Annotated in this window: 17 protein-coding genes; 4 read left to right on the top strand and 13 right to left on the bottom strand. The window is 60.6% G+C overall.

Annotation, left to right across the window (positions count from 1 at the left end; genetic code table 11):
- Positions 1-3: 3 nt before the first annotated feature.
- The gene (gene ftsH, locus M5B42_RS23645) at positions 4-1914 is read right to left on the bottom strand and encodes an ATP-dependent zinc metalloprotease FtsH (RefSeq protein ID WP_152737626.1); all 1911 of its coding nucleotides are present in this window, start codon (positions 1912-1914) and stop codon (positions 4-6) included.
- A 203-nt stretch (positions 1915-2117) separates the two neighbouring features.
- Complete coding sequence (rlmE, locus tag M5B42_RS23640; RefSeq protein WP_177102015.1) at positions 2118-2747, bottom strand: 23S rRNA (uridine(2552)-2'-O)-methyltransferase RlmE; 630 nt, start codon at positions 2745-2747, stop codon at positions 2118-2120.
- A 106-nt stretch (positions 2748-2853) separates the two neighbouring features.
- On the opposite strand from rlmE, the gene yhbY reads away from it, so the two are divergent.
- The gene (yhbY, locus tag M5B42_RS23635) at positions 2854-3162 is read left to right on the top strand and encodes a ribosome assembly RNA-binding protein YhbY (RefSeq protein WP_100939603.1); all 309 of its coding nucleotides are present in this window, start codon (positions 2854-2856) and stop codon (positions 3160-3162) included.
- Between the two features lie 10 nt (positions 3163-3172).
- Here yhbY and M5B42_RS23630 read toward each other — a convergent pair whose 3' ends face one another.
- From M5B42_RS23630 to grpE, 8 genes are all read right to left on the bottom strand, one after another.
- Positions 3173-3577 (bottom strand): MFS transporter, encoded by a 405-nt coding sequence (locus tag M5B42_RS23630; protein WP_248747193.1) that lies wholly within the window; start codon positions 3575-3577, stop codon positions 3173-3175.
- Positions 3578-3605: 28 nt separating this feature from the next.
- Positions 3606-4082: a transcription elongation factor GreA gene (gene greA, locus M5B42_RS23625; RefSeq protein WP_103494936.1), complete on the bottom strand. Its 477-nt coding sequence runs from the start codon at positions 4080-4082 to the stop codon at positions 3606-3608.
- Positions 4079-7300 (bottom strand): carbamoyl-phosphate synthase large subunit, encoded by a 3222-nt coding sequence (carB, locus tag M5B42_RS23620; protein ID WP_152737629.1) that lies wholly within the window; start codon positions 7298-7300, stop codon positions 4079-4081. Before carB ends, greA begins: the two co-directional genes overlap by 4 nt.
- A 105-nt stretch (positions 7301-7405) precedes the next feature.
- Entirely contained in the window at positions 7406-8542 is a 1137-nt protein-coding gene (gene carA, locus M5B42_RS23615) for a glutamine-hydrolyzing carbamoyl-phosphate synthase small subunit (protein ID WP_248747192.1), read from the bottom strand.
- 347 nt (positions 8543-8889) lie between these two features.
- Positions 8890-9696, bottom strand: coding sequence for a 4-hydroxy-tetrahydrodipicolinate reductase (gene dapB, locus M5B42_RS23610; RefSeq protein WP_152737631.1), 807 nt, complete (start codon positions 9694-9696; stop codon positions 8890-8892).
- 10 nt (positions 9697-9706) lie between these two features.
- The gene (gene dnaJ, locus M5B42_RS23605; RefSeq protein ID WP_103494940.1) at positions 9707-10831 is read right to left on the bottom strand and encodes a molecular chaperone DnaJ; all 1125 of its coding nucleotides are present in this window, start codon (positions 10829-10831) and stop codon (positions 9707-9709) included.
- A 193-nt stretch (positions 10832-11024) separates the two neighbouring features.
- Positions 11025-12944, bottom strand: coding sequence for a molecular chaperone DnaK (gene dnaK / locus M5B42_RS23600; protein ID WP_103494941.1), 1920 nt, complete (start codon positions 12942-12944; stop codon positions 11025-11027).
- A 102-nt stretch (positions 12945-13046) separates the two neighbouring features.
- The gene (grpE, locus tag M5B42_RS23595) at positions 13047-13613 is read right to left on the bottom strand and encodes a nucleotide exchange factor GrpE (protein ID WP_103494942.1); all 567 of its coding nucleotides are present in this window, start codon (positions 13611-13613) and stop codon (positions 13047-13049) included.
- A 242-nt stretch (positions 13614-13855) separates the two neighbouring features.
- Here grpE and recN point away from each other — a divergent pair, with 242 nt between their 5' ends.
- Positions 13856-15529 carry a DNA repair protein RecN gene (recN, locus tag M5B42_RS23590; protein WP_103494943.1) on the top strand — a complete coding sequence of 558 codons (1674 nt, stop codon included), beginning with the start codon at positions 13856-13858 and terminating at the stop codon, positions 15527-15529.
- Between the two features lie 99 nt (positions 15530-15628).
- Here recN and fur read toward each other — a convergent pair whose 3' ends face one another.
- Entirely contained in the window at positions 15629-16036 is a 408-nt protein-coding gene (gene fur / locus M5B42_RS23585) for a ferric iron uptake transcriptional regulator (RefSeq protein ID WP_103494944.1), read from the bottom strand.
- 97 nt (positions 16037-16133) lie between these two features.
- On the opposite strand from fur, the gene M5B42_RS23580 reads away from it, so the two are divergent.
- The gene (locus M5B42_RS23580; protein WP_103494945.1) at positions 16134-16658 is read left to right on the top strand and encodes an outer membrane protein assembly factor BamE; all 525 of its coding nucleotides are present in this window, start codon (positions 16134-16136) and stop codon (positions 16656-16658) included.
- Positions 16659-16704: 46 nt separating this feature from the next.
- Here M5B42_RS23580 and M5B42_RS23575 read toward each other — a convergent pair whose 3' ends face one another.
- Both M5B42_RS23575 and M5B42_RS23570 read right to left on the bottom strand, forming a co-directional pair.
- Positions 16705-17019, bottom strand: coding sequence for an RnfH family protein (locus tag M5B42_RS23575; RefSeq protein ID WP_248747191.1), 315 nt, complete (start codon positions 17017-17019; stop codon positions 16705-16707).
- The gene (locus tag M5B42_RS23570; protein WP_103494947.1) at positions 17012-17446 is read right to left on the bottom strand and encodes a type II toxin-antitoxin system RatA family toxin; all 435 of its coding nucleotides are present in this window, start codon (positions 17444-17446) and stop codon (positions 17012-17014) included. The genes M5B42_RS23575 and M5B42_RS23570 overlap by 8 nt, the downstream gene beginning before the upstream one ends.
- Positions 17447-17573: 127 nt before the next feature.
- Here M5B42_RS23570 and smpB point away from each other — a divergent pair, with 127 nt between their 5' ends.
- A complete protein-coding gene (smpB, locus tag M5B42_RS23565) occupies positions 17574-18056 on the top strand; it encodes an SsrA-binding protein SmpB (protein ID WP_100939616.1) in 483 nt (160 codons plus the stop codon).
- Positions 18057-18076: the final 20 nt, after the last annotated feature.

The raw sequence follows: 18076 nt of genomic DNA, 5'->3' as shown, positions 1-18076 counted from the left end.
ACCTTAATGATCAGCCGCGGGGCCGCCGATCGGCGTTTCTGGTCGTTCGTTCTGGACCACCGGCGGAGTCCCCGAGGTGCCCGAACCGCCTTCCCAATCGCGTGGTTCACGCGGTGGGCGACCAGCCATGATGTCGTCGATCTGCTCGGCATCGATGGTTTCGTACTTCATCAGCGCGTCCGCCATGGCGTCGAGCTTGTCGCGGTTATCCGTCAGGATCTGCTTGGCCGTGCCGTAGCACTGGTCAATGATGCTGCGCACTTCCGAATCGATCAGCTTGGCCGTTTCGCCGGAGAAGCTGGCGTTCTGACCGCCGCCGCCACGACCCAGGAATACTTCCTGGTCTTCCTCGGCGTACATCAGCGGACCCAGTTTCTCGGACAGGCCCCACTTGGTGACCATGTTCCGGGCAATCTGGCTGGCACGCATGATGTCGTTGGAGGCGCCGGTGGTGACACCGTCGAAACCCAGGGTCATCTCTTCAGCGATACGGCCGCCATACAGCGAGCAGATCTGGCTGATCAGCGCACGCTTGGACAGGCTGTAGCGATCTTCTTCCGGCAGGAACATGGTCACACCCAGCGCACGACCGCGCGGGATGATCGAGACCTTGTAGACCGGATCATGCTCGGGCACCACACGACCGACAATGGCGTGACCGGCCTCGTGATACGCGGTGTTCTGTTTTTCCTTCTCGGACATGACCATGGATTTGCGCTCGGCGCCCATCATGATCTTGTCTTTCGCCAGTTCGAACTCTTTCATCTCGACGATGCGCTTGCCGGCACGCGCGGCGAACAGGGAAGCCTCGTTCACCAGGTTGGCCAGGTCGGCACCGGAGAAGCCCGGCGTACCCCGCGCAATCACCGCCGGCGCGACGTCGTCGCCCATTGGCACTTTGCGCATATGCACTTTGAGAATCTGTTCGCGACCGCGGATATCCGGCAGGCCGACCACGACCTGGCGGTCGAAGCGGCCAGGACGCAGCAGCGCCGGGTCGAGTACGTCAGGACGGTTGGTGGCGGCAATCACGATGATGCCGTCGTTCATCTCGAAACCGTCCATCTCCACCAGCAACTGGTTGAGGGTCTGTTCGCGCTCGTCGTGACCACCGCCCATGCCGGCACCACGGTGACGACCGACCGCATCGATTTCGTCGATAAAGATGATGCAAGGCGCGTGTTTCTTCGCCTGCTCGAACATGTCACGGACACGGCTGGCACCGACACCGACGAACATCTCGACGAAATCGGAACCGGAAATAGTGAAGAACGGCACCTTGGCTTCGCCGGCAATCGCCTTGGCCAGCAAGGTTTTACCGGTACCCGGGGGACCGACCATCAGCACGCCGCGAGGAATCCGGCCGCCCAGGCGCTGGAACTTGCCCGGATCGCGGAGGAACTCCACCAGCTCGCCGACTTCTTCCTTGGCTTCGTCGCAACCGGCGACGTCGGCCAGGGTGGTTTTCACCTGGTCTTCGGAAAGCAGGCGCGCCTTGCTCTTGCCGAAACTCATCGGCCCGCCCTTGCCGCCCGCACCGCCCTGCATCTGGCGCATGAAGAACATGAACACCGCGATGATCACCAGGATCGGGAAGCTGGCGACCAGCAATTGGGTCCAGATGCTCTGCTGCTCAGGCTGCTTGCCTTCGACCACGACGTGGTTGTCCACCAGGTCGCCGATCAGGCCGTTGTCCTGGATGGCCGGACGGATGGTCTTGAAGCTGTCGCCATCGTTGCGCTTGCCGGTGATCACGTAGCCGTCCACGGCAACGCGCTCGACTTTGCCATCCTTGACCTGCTGGATGAAGTCGGAGTAGTTGAGGGTCTGCGGCTCGTTAGGACTGGAGAAGTTGTTCATCACCGTCACCAGGACAGCCGCGATGATCAACCACAGGATCAGATTCTTTGCCATATCGTTCAATTAACTACCCTCATGAAGCGGGATCCGCTACTGGCGCGCGCTTCGCATGATATTCACCGGCATAACTTACTACATTACCTACAGATCCTGCAGGCGCCGTCTGTAACCCTTTGTGAAACAATCACTACACAATATGCGCTTATTCTCACGGGGCGAAATACGAAAAACCTATCGCCCCGGCCAAGAACCTCGTCTTACTCGATCCGTCCGCGGAAGCCACGACCCAGCAGATACTGCTCGCGGGACCGATCACGGGAAGACGACGGCTTGCGCGTCTGGACCTTTTCAAACAGTTTGCGGAAGTTCTTGTGGTACTCGTCGAAGCCTTCGCCCTGGAAAACCTTGATCAAAAAATCACCACCGGGGCGTAGGACGCGTCCGGCGAGATCGAGAGCCAGTTCACAAAGGAACATCGAACGCGGCATATCCACTTCGGGTGTACCACTCATATTGGGGGCCATATCGGAAATCACAAGGTCCACCTCGGAATTTCCCACTGCCGCGAGGATTTCAGCCAGGACGGAGTCCTCGGTGAAGTCGCCCTTGATGAAGGTCACATCGGGGATGCTGTCCATGTCCAGGATGTCGGACGCGATCAGACGGCCCTTGCCGCCAATCAGACGACTGGTCACCTGGGACCAGCCACCCGGCGCCGCGCCGAGATCGATCACGGTCATGCCCGGGCGGATAATCCGGTCCTTCTCCTGGATCTCCAGCAATTTGTAGCTGGCCCGGGAGCGGTAGCCGTCTTTTTGCGCCATTTTGACGTATGGATCGTTGAAATGTTCTTTCAGCCAGTTAAGGCTAGTCTTGGAACGGGCCACGGGCCACCTCAAAAAAATAGTCGAATCGCGATTAACTGGGCGGTCCCGGACGCGCTCGGGTAAACTGGCCGCCGCTTTTTACAAGATCAGACGCAGGGGTCAGATTATGCCGCTCACTCAAGAGCAGAAGAAACAGTACAAATCCATCGGCCACCATCTGAAACCAGTATTGACTGTGGCTGACAACGGTTTGACCGAAGGTGTGTTAGCCGAGCTTGAACGCGCATTGGGCGATCATGAGCTGATCAAGATCAAGCTCAATATCCTCGACCGTGAATCGCGCCTGGAGGCCATTGCGCAACTGTGCAAGGCCGGCAAGGCGGATCTGGTGCAAGTCATCGGCAAGATGGCGCTGCTGTATCGCAAGAACTTCAGCGTCAACAAGCAGTTGTCCAACGTCCATCGCTTCAAGTGACGTAGACGGGTCAAGGGTACGCCGTGCGTACCCTGCCACTCTCGCCCGGCACCGGTTGCAGCACCAGCACCAGGCCGCAAAGGCCGAGCACCAGGTAACTGAACAACTGCCAGCGCAATGCATCCGGCAGCCAGGTACGCACCGCGAAATACATCCCGCACGCATACAGCGACATCAGCAGCAATTGCCCGCGCGTATCGCGCCAGAGGCTTGCCCGGCCTTCGGCCTGGAGCAACACCAGGGTCTGCACGATCACACACACCGTGGCAAACCCTATCAATAAAGAGCCCAGCAGGCTATTGATCTCGTCGATCAGCAGCGCTGCCAGGCCGATTTTCGTCAACACCGGCAACAAGCCGATGTGCAGCAGCCACAGGCCGCCGACCCAGAGCATCTGGGTCAGCTGCCAGAGCATGGCGCCCGCACGTAGCGGGCGCCGGCGTTCAGATGTGGCGGACTTCAACAATCTCGTACTCGATAACGCCACTCGGCGTTTTGACAGCCACCACGTCACCCTCTTCCTTGGCAATCAAGGCGCGGGCCAGCGGTGAGCCGACGGAGATCTTGCCGAGTTTGAAGTCGGCTTCGTCTTCACCCACGATGTGGTAAACCACGCTTTCGTCGGTTTCGACGTTGGCGATTTCCACGGTGGTGCCAAAAATCACCTTGCCGGTGTGCGGGATGGTCGTGACGTCGATGATCACCGCGTTCTGCATGCGACCTTCGATGTCACGGATCCGCGCCTCGACCATACCCTGCTGCTCGCGAGCAGCGTGGTATTCGGCGTTTTCCTTCAAGTCACCCAGCTCGCGGGCCGTACCGATGTCCTGGCTCAGCTTCGGACGGACGACCTTGGTCAGGTGAGCATGCTCTTCTTCCAGGGCTTTCGCGCCCTGGACGGTCATGGGGTATTTGATCATGCCTTCAATCCTGCGTGTAGATCCTGCAAGCGACGCACGGTCTTCTCCGGACCGAACTTGAGCGCTTCGCAGATGGCTTCGCCAGCAGCAATGGTAGTGGTGCAGTAGATCTTGTGCTGCAGCGCGTTACGACGAATGGAGTACGAGTCAGCGATCGACTGACGGCCTTCGGTCGTGTTGATGATCAGGGTGACTTCGTCATTCTTGATCATGTCGACGACGTGCGGACGACCTTCCGTCACCTTGTTGACCCGGCGCACTTTCAGCCCGGCCGCTTCGATCAGCTTGGCCGTGCCGGCAGTTGCCACCACTTCGAAGCCCAAGTTGATCAGATCACGGGCCACGCCTGCAACCAGTGGCTTGTCGTCATCACGCACGCTGATAAAGGCGGTACCGCCGGTCGGCAGCACTTCGCTGGCACCCATCTGGGCCTTGGCGAAGGCTTCGCCGAAGGTGTCGCCGACGCCCATCACTTCACCGGTGGACTTCATCTCAGGGCCCAGGATCGGGTCCACGCCAGGGAATTTGGCGAAGGGGAACACCGCCTCTTTCACGCTGTAGAAGTTCGGAATGATTTCCTTGGTGAAGTTCAGTTCCTTCAGGGTCTTACCGGCCATCACGCGGGCGGCGATCATGGCCAGGGAGACACCGATGCACTTGGAGACGAACGGCACGGTCCGCGAGGCGCGCGGGTTGACTTCGATGACGTAGATATCTTCGCCTTGCAAGGCCAACTGCACGTTCATCAGGCCGACAACGCCCAATTCCAGGGCCATTTTCTTGACCTGGTCGCGCATCTCGTCCTGGATATGCGCCGGCAGCGAGTACGGCGGCAGCGAGCACGCGGAGTCACCGGAGTGAACGCCGGCCTGCTCGATGTGCTGCATGATCGCGCCGATCACCACGTCGGTGCCGTCGCAGACCGCATCCACGTCCATTTCGATGGCGCAGTTGAGGAAGTGGTCCAGCAGCACCGGGCTGTCGTTGGAGACTTTCACCGCATCACGCAGGTAACGCTTGAGCTCTTCTTCTTCGTAGACGATTTCCATCGCCCGACCGCCCAGTACGTAGGACGGACGCACCACCAGCGGGTAACCGATCTTGCTGGCGGCACGAATCGCTTCGTCTTCGCTGCGCACGGTGGCGTTTGGCGGCTGACGCAGGTTCAGGCGCTCGACCATCTGCTGGAAGCGCTCACGGTCTTCGGCACGGTCGATGGCGTCGGGGCTGGTGCCGATGATCGGCACGCCGGCCGCTTCCAGGGCACGGGCCAGTTTCAACGGGGTCTGGCCGCCGTACTGGACGATCACGCCTTTCGGTTTCTCGACACGGACGATTTCCAGCACGTCTTCCAGGGTCACCGGCTCGAAGTACAGGCGATCGGAGGTGTCGTAGTCGGTGGACACGGTTTCCGGGTTGCAGTTGACCATGATGGTCTCGTACCCGTCTTCGCGCAGCGCCAGGGCCGCGTGTACACAGCAGTAGTCGAACTCGATGCCCTGGCCGATACGGTTCGGACCGCCGCCGAGGATCATGATCTTGTCGCGACCCGATGGCGCGGCCTCGCACTCTTCTTCGTACGTCGAGTAGAGGTAGGCGGTGTCGGTGGCGAACTCGGCCGCGCAGGTGTCGACGCGCTTGTAGACCGGGAACACTTCCAGCTTGTGGCGGTGGGTCCGCAGGTTTTTCTCGGTGACGCCCAGCAGCTTGGCCAGACGCATGTCGGAGAAGCCCTTGCGCTTGAGGCGGAACATCAGGTCGCGGTCGATGGCCGACAGACCCAGGGTCTTGACCTTCTCTTCGTCCTTGATCAGATCTTCGATCTGCACCAGGAACCATGGATCGATCATGTTCATGCCGAAGATTTCTTCGACGGTCATACCGGCGCGGAAGGCGTCGGCCACGTACCAGATACGCTCGGCGCCCGGCACGGTCAGCTCGCGCTTGAGCACGTTCATGCTTTCCGGGTTGCTCAGGTCGAGCTTCTCGTCCAGGCCGCAAACCCCCACTTCCAGGCCGCGCAGGGCTTTCTGCAGGGATTCCTGGAAGGTCCGGCCGATGGCCATGACTTCACCGACCGACTTCATCTGGGTGGTCAGGCGCGCGTCGGCTTTCGAGAATTTCTCGAAGGCGAAGCGCGGCAGCTTGGTCACGACGTAGTCGATGGACGGTTCGAAGGACGCCGGGGTCTTGCCGCCGGTGATGTCGTTCGACAGCTCGTCCAGGGTGTAACCCACGGCCAGCTTGGCCGCGACCTTGGCGATCGGGAAGCCGGTGGCTTTCGAAGCCAGGGCCGAGGAACGCGATACCCGCGGGTTCATCTCGATCACGACCATGCGGCCGGTGTCCGGGCAGATGCCGAACTGAACGTTGGAACCACCGGTTTCCACGCCGATCTCGCGCAGTACCGCCAGGGAGGCGTTACGCAGGATCTGGTATTCCTTGTCGGTCAGGGTCTGCGCTGGAGCAACGGTGATCGAGTCGCCGGTGTGCACGCCCATCGGGTCGAAGTTCTCGATGGAGCAGACGATGATGCAGTTGTCCTTTTTATCGCGGACCACCTCCATCTCGTACTCTTTCCAGCCGATCAGCGACTCGTCGATCAGCAGTTCCTTGGTCGGCGACAGGTCCAGGCCACGGGCGCAGATTTCTTCGAACTCTTCACGGTTGTAGGCGATACCGCCACCGGTGCCGCCCATGGTGAAGGACGGACGGATGATGCACGGGAAGCCGAGCTTCTCGAGGACCGCATTGGCCTCTTCCATGCTGTGGGCGATACCGGAACGCGGGCAGTCCAGGCCGATGGATTTCATCGCCTTGTCGAAACGCGAACGGTCTTCGGCCTTGTCGATAGTGTCGGCGTTGGCACCGATCATTTCCACGCCGAACTTCTCGAGCACGCCTTCGCGCTCCAGGTCCAGGGCGCAGTTCAGGGCGGTCTGGCCACCCATGGTCGGCAGCAGGGCGTCCGGACGCTCCTTCTCGATGATCTTGGCCACGGTCTGCCACTTGATCGGTTCGATGTAGGTGGCGTCGGCCATGGCCGGGTCGGTCATGATGGTGGCCGGGTTGGAGTTCACCAGGATGACGCGGTAACCCTCTTCGCGCAGGGCCTTGCAGGCCTGGGCGCCGGAGTAGTCGAATTCACAGGCCTGGCCGATCACGATCGGGCCGGCACCGAGAATCAGGATGCTTTTTATGTCTGTACGTTTTGGCATGGGTTTGTCACTCAAATCCGCAGGTCAGTCGGCAAGCCGTTGAACAATCCTAGAAGAGACCCGGGGGGCCGCCGCACCGCGGGGCCGCCCTGAGCATTCAGGCGATCAACGGCGCTTGGCCATCTCATTGATGAAGCGATCGAACAGCGGTGCAACGTCGTTCGGGCCCGGGCTGGCTTCAGGGTGGCCCTGGAAGCTGAACGCACTCTTGTCGGTGCGCTCGATGCCTTGCAGGGAGCCGTCGAACAGCGACTTGTGAATCGCCCGGACATTGCCCGGCAGGGTCGCTTCATCCACGGCAAAACCGTGGTTCTGGCTGGTGATCATGACAACGCCGGTGTCCAGGTCCTGGACCGGGTGGTTGGCACCGTGATGGCCGTGACCCATTTTCAGGGTCTTGGCGCCGGAGGCCAGGGCCAGCAGTTGGTGACCCAGGCAGATACCGAACACCGGGATCTCGGTTTCCAGCACGTCCTTGATCGCCTGGATAGCGTAGTCGCATGGCTCGGGATCGCCCGGGCCGTTGGACAGGAACACGCCGTCCGGCTGCAGGGCCAGAACATCGCTGGCCGGGGTTTGCGCCGGCACGACCGTCACGCGGCAGCCGCGCTCGACCAGCATGCGCAGGATGTTGTACTTGATACCGTAGTCATAGGCCACGACATGGTAAGGCAGCTCGGACGCTTCGATGGTCGCATGGCTGTCGGTCTTCAAGTCCCAGACCGTCGAGCGCCACTCGTACTGCTCGGTGGTGCTGACGACTTTCGCCAGGTCCATGCCCTTCAGGCCTGGGAAGCCTTGCGCCGCGGCAATTGCCGCGGCTTCGGAAATATTGTCGCCGGCCATGATGCAGCCGTTCTGCGAGCCTTTTTCCCGCAGGATGCGGGTCAGGCGGCGGGTGTCGATACCGGCGATGGCCACCACGTTGTTGGCCTTCAGGTAATCGGACAGCGACATGGTGTTACGCCAGTTGCTCGCTACCAGCGGCAGGTCGCGAATGACCAGGCCGGCGGACCAGACACGATCGGACTCGACATCTTCCGGCGTGGTGCCGGTGTTGCCGATGTGCGGGTAGGTCAGGGTAACGATTTGCTGGGCATAGGAAGGATCGGTAAGGATTTCCTGATAGCCGGTCATGGCGGTGTTGAACACCACCTCACCAACGGTCTGACCGTCGGCTCCAATGGCTTCGCCGCGAAAAATGCTGCCATCAGCAAGGGCGAGTATGGCTGGCTTAGTCAAGAAGACCTCCCGTAAATAAAGCCTGAAAGGGCGATCGCAGGTTGTAAAAAAGCGGAATGACGTATGGACACGTCACCCCGCTCGTTCACTGAATTATTCTGCGCGCTTTTAGTGGACACACTAAAGCTGTAGCTTACAGAAAAAGGCTTTTTTAATCCACCGCTAATGAGCCGAAAAGGCCAGGGAATGCGACAGGGCGTCGCCAGGCGGTGTGAAACAGAGGTCGAAGAAGCCACAATCCTGTAGGAGCCGGCTTGCTGGCGATGAGGCCCTTGGGCCTTGCAGCGCCTTGACGGACGCCATCGCCAGCAAGCCGGCTCCCACAGTCAAGTACCGTGTCGTACCTGTCAGTGCAGTTCGAGCACATCCTGCATATCGTACAGGCCTGGCGCCTTGCCATCCAGCCACAATGCCGCACGCACCGCGCCCTTGGCGAAGGTCATGCGACTCGAAGCCTTGTGGGTGATCTCCAGGCGCTCGCCCTCGGTGGCGAACAGCACGGTGTGATCACCGACCACGTCACCGCCGCGCACCGTGGCAAAACCGATGGTGTCATGTGCCCGCGCACCGACATGACCTTCGCGACCATAGACCGCGACCTTCTGCAGATCACGGCCCAGGGTATCGGCAATCACCTCGCCCATGCGCATGGCCGTTCCCGACGGCGAATCGACCTTGTGCCGATGATGCGTCTCGATAATCTCGATATCCGCTTCATCGCCCATTACCCGAGCGGTCAGCGCGAGCAACTTCAGCGACAGATTGACCCCGACACTGAAATTGGCGGCGAAGACGATGGGAATATCCTTGCCCGCCTCCACCAGCAACTGCTTCTGCTCGGCGCTCAGGCCGGTGGTACCGATCACCATGGCCTTGCCCGCCTGGCGACAGAACGCCAGGTTTTTCAGCATCACTTCCGGCAGCGTGAAGTCGATCAACACATCGAACCCATCCGCCAGCGCATCCAACCCCTCGGACAACGGCACGCCGATACGCCCCAACGAAGCCAACTCGCCGGCATCCGCGCCGACCAGCGAACTGCCGGGACGGACGATCGCCGCCGTCAGAGCGGTGAGCGGAGCGCGCTGCTGCACCGCCTCGATCAGGATCTTGCCCATGCGCCCGGCGGCGCCCATCACAGCTATGCGTCGCATGCCTCGCTCCTTACAGGTCGCCGAAGAAACGCTTCATGCCTTCGAACCAACCGCTGGCCTTGGGCGAATGAGAGCTGTCACCGTCCAGGGAGGAGCGGAACTCTTCAAGCAACTCACGCTGGCGACGGCTCAGGTTCACCGGGGTCTCGACGGCCACACGGCACATCAGGTCACCCGCACCGCCACCACGCACGGGCGCAACGCCCTTGCCGCGCAGACGGAACTGCTTGCCGGTCTGGGTCCCTTCCGGAATCTTCAACTTGACGCGACCGTCCAGGGTCGGCACTTCCAGCTCGCCGCCCAGGGCCGCGTCGACGAAGCTGATCGGCACCTCGCAGAACAGATGCTTGCCGTCGCGCTGGAAAATATCGTGCTCGCGGACATTGATCACGACATACAGATCGCCGGTCGGACCACCCTGGGTACCCGCCTCGCCTTCGCCGGACAGGCGAATACGGTCACCGGTATCGACGCCCGACGGCACTTTCACCGACAGGGTCTTGTACTCTTCCACGCGGCCCTGACCATGGCAGGAATCGCACGGATCGGAAATGATCTTGCCCTGGCCATGGCAACGCGGGCAGGTTTGCTGCACCGAGAAGAAGCCTTGCTGCATGCGCACCTGACCGATACCGCCACAGGTCGGGCAAGTGATCGGCGCGGAACCTTTCTTGGCCCCGGAACCGTCGCACGGCTTGCAATTGACCAGCGTCGGAACGCGGATATTGACGGTGGTACCGCGTACCGCTTCTTCCAGATTCAGTTCCAGGGTGTAGCGCAGATCACTGCCGCGCTGTGCGCCACCACGGGAACCGCCGCGACCGCCACCAAAGAAATCGCTGAATACATCACCGAAGATATCGGAGAAATTCTGCCCGCCGAAACCGGCACCGCCGCCACCCATGCTCGGGTCGACGCCCGCATGGCCGTACTGGTCGTAGGCCGCACGCTTGCTGGAATCGGACAGTACTTCGTAGGCCTCGTTGGCCTCCTTGAACAGCTCTTCCGACGCCTTGTCATCCGGATTACGGTCCGGGTGATGTTTCATCGCGAGGCGGCGGTACGCTTTTTTCAGGTCCGCCTCGCTGGAGCCACGCTCGACCCCCAAAACCTCGTAATAGTCACGCTTTGCCATGATTCTTTGCACTCTTGAGGATGTTCGGGACAACCGACCGGAACAGTCCCGCCCCTACCACCAGCACCCGAACGCTGTCGCATGCTGTAAAAATTCGTCTATTCCAGACACGCCAACGCGGGAGCAAGCTCCCGCGCGGCGACATCCTACCAGTCACCGCTCAAGGGCAGTCAACCGGTTGACCTACAAGTGGTTACTTGTGTTCTTTGACTTCTTCGAACTCAGCGTCGACGACGTCATCCTTGTGGTGCGCTTCTTCCTGGGCAGGTTGTGCACCGGCTTCAGGCTTGGCGCCCTGTTCGGCGTACATCTTCTGGGCCACAGGCGCGGAGACCTTGGACAGTTCCTCGACCTTGGCTTCGATAGCGGCCTTGTCGTCGCCTTTGACAGCGGCTTCCAGGGCAACCACAGCCGCTTCGATCGCGGTTTTCTCTTCGGCGGTCACCTTGTCACCGGCGTCAGCAACCATCTTGCGCGTCGAATGCACCAGGGCATCACCCTGGTTGCGGGCACTGGCCAGCTCTTCGAACTTGCGGTCTTCTTCGGCATTGAGCTCGGCATCACGAATCATCTGCTGGATTTCTTCATCCGACAGGCCGGAGTTGGCCTTGATGGTGATCTTCTGCTCTTTGCCGGTGGCCTTGTCCTTCGCGCCGACGTGCAGGATGCCGTTGGCGTCGATGTCGAAAGTCACTTCGATCTGTGGCACGCCACGTGGCGCTGGTGGAATCTCGGCCAGGTCGAACTTGCCCAGGGACTTGTTCTGCGTGGCTTGCTTACGCTCACCCTGCAGGACATGGATGGTCACGGCGCCCTGGTTGTCGTCGGCAGTCGAGAACACTTGCGATTTCTTGGTAGGAATCGTGGTGTTTTTCTCGATCAGCGCGGTCATCACGCCACCCATGGTTTCGATACCCAGGGTCAGCGGGCTGACGTCGAGCAGCAGAACGTCCTTCACGTCACCGGCCAGAACGGCACCCTGGATAGCTGCACCCATGGCAACGGCTTCGTCCGGGTTGACGTCTTTACGGGCTTCTTTACCGAAGAAGTCGGTTACCAGCTTCTGCACCAGCGGCATACGGGTCTGACCACCGACCAGGATCACGTCGTTGATCTTGGCGACGTCGATACCGGCGTCTTTCAGCGCAATGCGGCAAGGTTCGATGGTGCGCTGAACCAGGTCTTCCACCAGCGCTTCCAGCTTGGCGCGGGAGATTTTCACGTTCAAGTGCTTGGGACCGGTGGCATCTGCGGTGATGTACGGCAGGTTGACGTCGGTCGACTGAGCCGAGGACAGCTCGATCTTGGCTTTTTCAGCAGCTTCTTTCAGGCGCTGCATGGCCAGCGGGTCACCTTTGAGGTTCATGCCGCTTTCTTTCTTGAATTCGTCGACGAGGTAGTCGATCAGACGAATGTCAAAGTCTTCACCACCGAGGAAGGTGTCACCGTTGGTGGCCAACACTTCGAACTGATGCTCGCCATCGACTTCGGCGATTTCGATCACGGACACGTCGAAGGTACCGCCACCCAGGTCATAAACGATGACGGTGTGGTCGCCCTTGGCCTTGTCCATACCGTAGGCCAGAGCAGCCGCGGTCGGTTCGTTGATGATGCGCTTGACGTCCAGACCGGCGATACGACCGGCGTCCTTGGTGGCCTGGCGCTGGCTGTCGTTGAAGTAGGCCGGAACGGTGATGACCGCTTCGGTCACAGTCTCGCCGAGGTAGTCTTCGGCGGTTTTCTTCATCTTCTTCAGGATTTCAGCCGAGATCTGCGGCGGCGCCATTTTCTGGCCGTTCACTTCAACCCAAGCGTCGCCGTTGTCAGCCTTGGCGATTTTGTAAGGGACCATCTTGATGTCTTTCTGAACGACTTCTTCGTCGAACTTGCGACCGATCAGACGCTTCACCGCGTACAGGGTGTTATGCGGATTGGTCACCGCCTGGCGCTTGGCCGACTGGCCAACCAGGATTTCGCCATCGTTGGCGTAGGCAATGATCGACGGCGTGGTGCGCGCACCCTCGGCGTTTTCGATCACTTTGGCCTTGCCGTTCTCAAGAATGGAGACGCAGGAGTTGGTAGTCCCCAGGTCGATACCGATAATTTTGCCCATTTCACTCTCCCGAAACTTTGATTTTTTTTACCGCAGCGGTTATGGCCAACTGTGGTAGCACTTAAACGCTTGACTTGTAGATGGGGGGCCTTGCAGCCGATTTCAAGCCTGCTCGTCGATCGTCGGCGAAACCGGCGCCACCGCCTTGCTGACCACAACCATCGCCGGGCGCAGCAGGCGACCGTGCAGCTGATAGCCTTTCTGGAACACCTTCAGCACGCTGTTGGGCTCGACCTCGGCGCTTTCCTGCATGGCCATGGCCTGGTGCAGGGAGGCGTTGAAGGGCTCGCCGTGGGGGTCGATGGCTTCCAGCTGATAACGCTTGAGGGTGTCCTGGAACATCTTCAGGGTCAGCTCGATGCCTTCGCGCATCGGCCGGATGTTTTCATCGTCCGGGTTGGACAGGTCCAGGCCGCGCTCCAGGCTGTCGATGATCGGCAGCAGGTCGCCGGCAAACTTCTCCAGGGCGAATTTGTGCGCCTTTTCCACATCCTGCTCGGCACGCCGGCGGATGTTCTGCAGGTCGGCCGCGACACGCAACCCTTGATCCTGCGCCGCTGCCAGTTGCTCTTCGAGCACCTGGACGCGGGTAGCCAGATCGTCGCCCTGAGCCTGTGCGGCCGAGCCGGCTTCCTGATTTTGCGAATCCAGAGTCTGTTCGTCAGCCATAAAAAACCTCCTTTCAATATCGTCTGCGAGCTCGACTCGCGCTTCTGCCCCGATATATGGGGTCGCAATTTCCAGGTTCAAGGGCCGCCAGTACGGCAATCGCACCCCGGTCCATCCGCGCGCGGTTACAGATCGCGCTAAGAAACCCCGACATTCAAGCCAATCGAACTAAGAGCAAGCATTGTCAGCGCAAATCAAAACACTGTATAAATAACCAGACCTAAAGCCTGGGAGCGGCCTTCATGCTGGTGCACCTGTCCGTACATAACTACGCAATCGTCGAACATCTCGATCTGGAACTGGATCGCGGGATGAGCGTAATCACTGGCGAAACCGGCGCCGGCAAGTCGATCATGCTCGACGCCCTCGGGCTGACCCTGGGCGATCGCGCCGACAGCGGCGTGGTCCGGCCCGGCGCGGACAAGGCCGATATCCTCGCTACCTTCGACCTCGAGGACATCCCCGAGGCCCGGGCCTGGCTCGCCGAACGCGACCTCGACAACGACGGTCCGTGCATCCTGCGCCGGGTCATTACCGCCGAAGGTCGCTCGCGCGGCTATATCAACGGCTCGCCGTGCCCCCAGGGCGACCTCAAGGCCCTCGGCGAACTGCTGATCGACATCCACAGCCAGCACGAACACCAGTCCCTGCTGAAAACCGACACCCATCGCCGACTGCTCGACGAATACGCCGGCGCCACCGACCTCGCCCGCCAGGTACAGCTTGCCGCCCAGCGCTGGCGCCAGACCCGCCAGGAACTGGAGCGCCTCTCCAATTCCGGCGACGAACAGCGCGCCCGCCACCAACTGCTCAGCTACCAGCTCGAAGAACTCGAGAACCTCGGCCTGGGGGAAAACGAGCTGGGGGACCTGGAGCAGGAACACAAGAACCTGACCAACGCCGAAACCCTGCTCGGCATCTGCCGCCAAGTGGTGGAACAGTGCAGCGAAAGCGACTCGGGCAATGTGCTCAATGCCCTGACCGCAAGCCTCAATCGCCTGTCCAGCGTCAGCAACGGCTCCGGCTCACTGGGCGAAGCCACCAACCTGCTGGCCAGCGCGCAGATCCAGGTCGAGGAAGCCGTCGGCGAACTGAACCGCTTCCTCGACCACTTCGACGCCGACCCGGCCCGGTTGCAACAGCTGGAGGAGCGCCTGGACGCGATCTACACCCTGGCGCGCAAGCACCGCATCCAGCCAACGGAGGTAGCGACCCTCCAGCAAAAGCTGCTGGATGAAATCGAAACCCTCAATGCCAATGACGAAGCCATCGAGCGCCTCACCGAAGAACTCGCGGCTTATGCCCGACACTATCAGGAACGGGCACGGGAACTTAGTGATCTACGTCATCAAGCGGCGACCGGCCTCGCCAATGCCGTGGAACAGGAAATCCAGCGCCTGGGCATGCCCGGAGGGCGCTTCAGCATCGAACTGCACGCCAACACCAGCAACGAGCCGCTGCCTTATGGCCTTGAACTGGTCGAATTGCTGGTCAGCGCCAACCCCGGTCAGCCGCTCAAGGCCCTGGCCAAGGTGGCCTCGGGGGGCGAGCTGTCACGGATCAGCCTGGCGATCCAGGTCATCACCGCACAGACCTCGCGCATCCCGACCCTGGTGTTCGACGAAGTGGACGTGGGTATCGGCGGCCCGACCGCCGAGATCGTCGGCCAACTGCTGCGCCGCCTCGGCGAACGCGGGCAGGTACTGACCGTCACGCACCTGCCCCAAGTAGCGGCGCAAGGGCACCACCATCTATTTGTGCACAAGATGCGCGGCAGCGATGCCACCCGTACGGCAGTCTCGAAACTGAGCAAGGCTGAACGGATCGAAGAAGTCGCGCGCATGCTCGGGGGCATCGACCTGACCAAGGAGTCCCTGGCCCACGCGAAAAAGATGGTGATCACGGCCAAAGCCTGAGTCCGGATATCGACACCCGGAAAAATCCGGCAACAAAAAACACAAAGGCGACCCTAGGGTCGCCTTTGTTCGCTTCGCGAACCGGTATCCGCGACAGACTTATTTTTTCTTTTTACGTACGTACAGCACCAGATTGTGGTCCACCAGCTCGAAATCGTGCTCTTCGGCGATAGCCTTCTGCAGCTTCTCGATTTCCGGGCTGGTGAATTCGATCACCTCGCTGGTATCCACGTTGACCATATGATCGTGGTGCCCGCCGTCCGCCAGCTCGAAGACCGCATGGCCGCCATCGAAATTGTGGCGAACCACCAACCCGGCCGCTTCGAACTGGGTCAGTACACGGTAGACCGTTGCCAGGCCAACATCCTCGCCCGCTTCCATCAGCGCCTTGTAGACATCCTCGGCGCTCATGTGACGCTGCTCGGCGGAATCAAGCATTTGCAGAATCTTGACCCGTGGCAGAGTCACTTTTAAGCCGGCTTTACGTAGTTCGCTATTTTCAACCATGGTCAGCTTTCTCGCGATGCTGCTTCGCAGCTTCTCTTAATACGGGTATGATCGGGGTTTACGTTGTCCCAGCCAAGATAGTGGAAGTCGCCCACCGATGCAAAACACCAAGCTGTTGCTAACCAGTTTTACCTTAGTGGGACTGCTCGCACTCGCCGGTTGTTCATTCCCCGGGGTTTACAAAATCGACATCCAACAGGGCAATGTCGTCACGCAGGACATGATAGACCAGTTGCGCCCGGGAATGACCCGCAAGCAAGTAAGGTTTATCATGGGCAACCCTCTGTTGGTCGACACATTCCACCCCAATCGCTGGGATTACCTGTATAGCCTGCAGCCCGGCGGCGGTGAACGCCAACAGGAGCGTGTCAGCCTGATCTTCAATGCCAATGATCAACTCGCCAGCCTGTCCGGCGACTTCAAGCCCGGCGTAAGCCGTGACGAAGCGATCCTGGGCAAGGACGGCACACAAGTGAACGCTCCGGCGCAGAATGCCGAGAAGCCGCAACCTGAGAAGCCGGTCAAGCCGGGTTCGCTGCTGGACCAGATCCAGAAGGATGTCGACGGCGTAAAAGCCGTACCGGTTCCGACGCCGCAACCGCTGGACACCACGCCGCAGTAAAACGGCGGTACAAAAAAAAGCCCGGCATGTCCGGGCTTTTTTTTGGCTACAGGTTTTGCGCCTTGGCCTTGGCCGCTTTTTCCGCACGCAGGCGCCGGACTTCCTTGGGATCGGCCAGCAAGGGACGATAGATTTCGATGCGATCGCCCTCCTCCACCGTGCGGCTATCGGCATCGGCGATCGCCTTGCCGAAAATCCCCAGCGGACAGCTTGCTATATCCAGCCCGGGAAACTGCTCGGCGATCCCCGACAGGCGCACCGCCGCCCGCAACGTCGCTCCCGCCGGCACTGAAACCGCCTGCAGGCACTGACGCCCGATATCGGCGTAAACCACCTCTATCGCGATCATGGGCTCAACCATGGAGTTGCTTGGCCCGCTGACAGAAGGCATCCACCAGGGTATTGGCCGCCTGATTGAACAACGGCCCCAGGGTTGCCCGCACGAGGGGCCCAGCGTAATCGAAGGTCATGTCCAGGCTGATCTTGCAGGCTTTCTCCCCCAGGGGCTTGAACACCCAGACACCGTGCAACTGAGTGAACGGCCCCTCTTCCAGGTTCATTTCAATCGAGTGCCCCGGCAGCAGCGTATTGCGGGTGACGAAATGCTGGCTCAAGCCCGCCTTGGCTACCCCCAGCGTGGCACGCATGTGCACCTCCGAGCTTTCCAGCACCTGGGCCGTCGAGCACCACGGCAGGAACTCCGGGTAACGCGCCACGTCGTTCACCAGGTCATAAAGCGCCTGTGCCGGGTAAGGCAGCAAGGCCGAACGTTGAATATGGGTCGTCATGTCAGCGTTGATTCCACAGCTGGGCGGCAAACAAAAGTGCGCGCATTGTCCGGGATTCATCCTACGCGCTCAAGCACGCAGCTTCACCGTAGCCGAGTGACGCGCAACTCCCTATAATGCCGCCCCTATGGCTAAACAGAAGAAGCACCCCACAGGGACCATCGCGCAAAATAAAAAGGCGCGCCACGATTACTTCGTCGAACAACGGTTCGAGGCTGGTCTGGTCCTGGCCGGCTGGGAAGTAAAGAGTCTGCGTGCAGGCAAGGCACAACTGGTCGACAGTTATGTGCTGCTCAAGAACGGTGAGGCCTGGCTGTTCGGCAGCCACTTCACACCGTTGACGACCGCCAGCACCCACGTCATTGCCGACCCGACGCGCACGCGCAAGCTGCTGCTCAACCAGCGCGAGCTGGAAAAGATCCATGCGGCCGTGCAGCAGAAAGGCCATGCCTGTGTCTGCCTGTCGCTGTATTGGAGCAAGCACCTGGTCAAGTGCGAGATCGCCCTGGGCAAGGGCAAGAAGGAATACGACAAGCGCGATACCGAGCGCGAGCGCGATGCCAACCGGGACTTGCAGCGCGCGGTGCGCAACAAGGGCAAGGAAGACTGAGCCCGTGGCGAGGGGGGGCA

It is taken from the genome of Pseudomonas sp. MWU12-2037 (assembly GCF_023242345.1).
Classification (GTDB): Bacteria; Pseudomonadota; Gammaproteobacteria; order Pseudomonadales; family Pseudomonadaceae; genus Aquipseudomonas; species Aquipseudomonas gingeri_D.
This window is presented reverse-complemented; position numbering and strand designations above follow the sequence as displayed.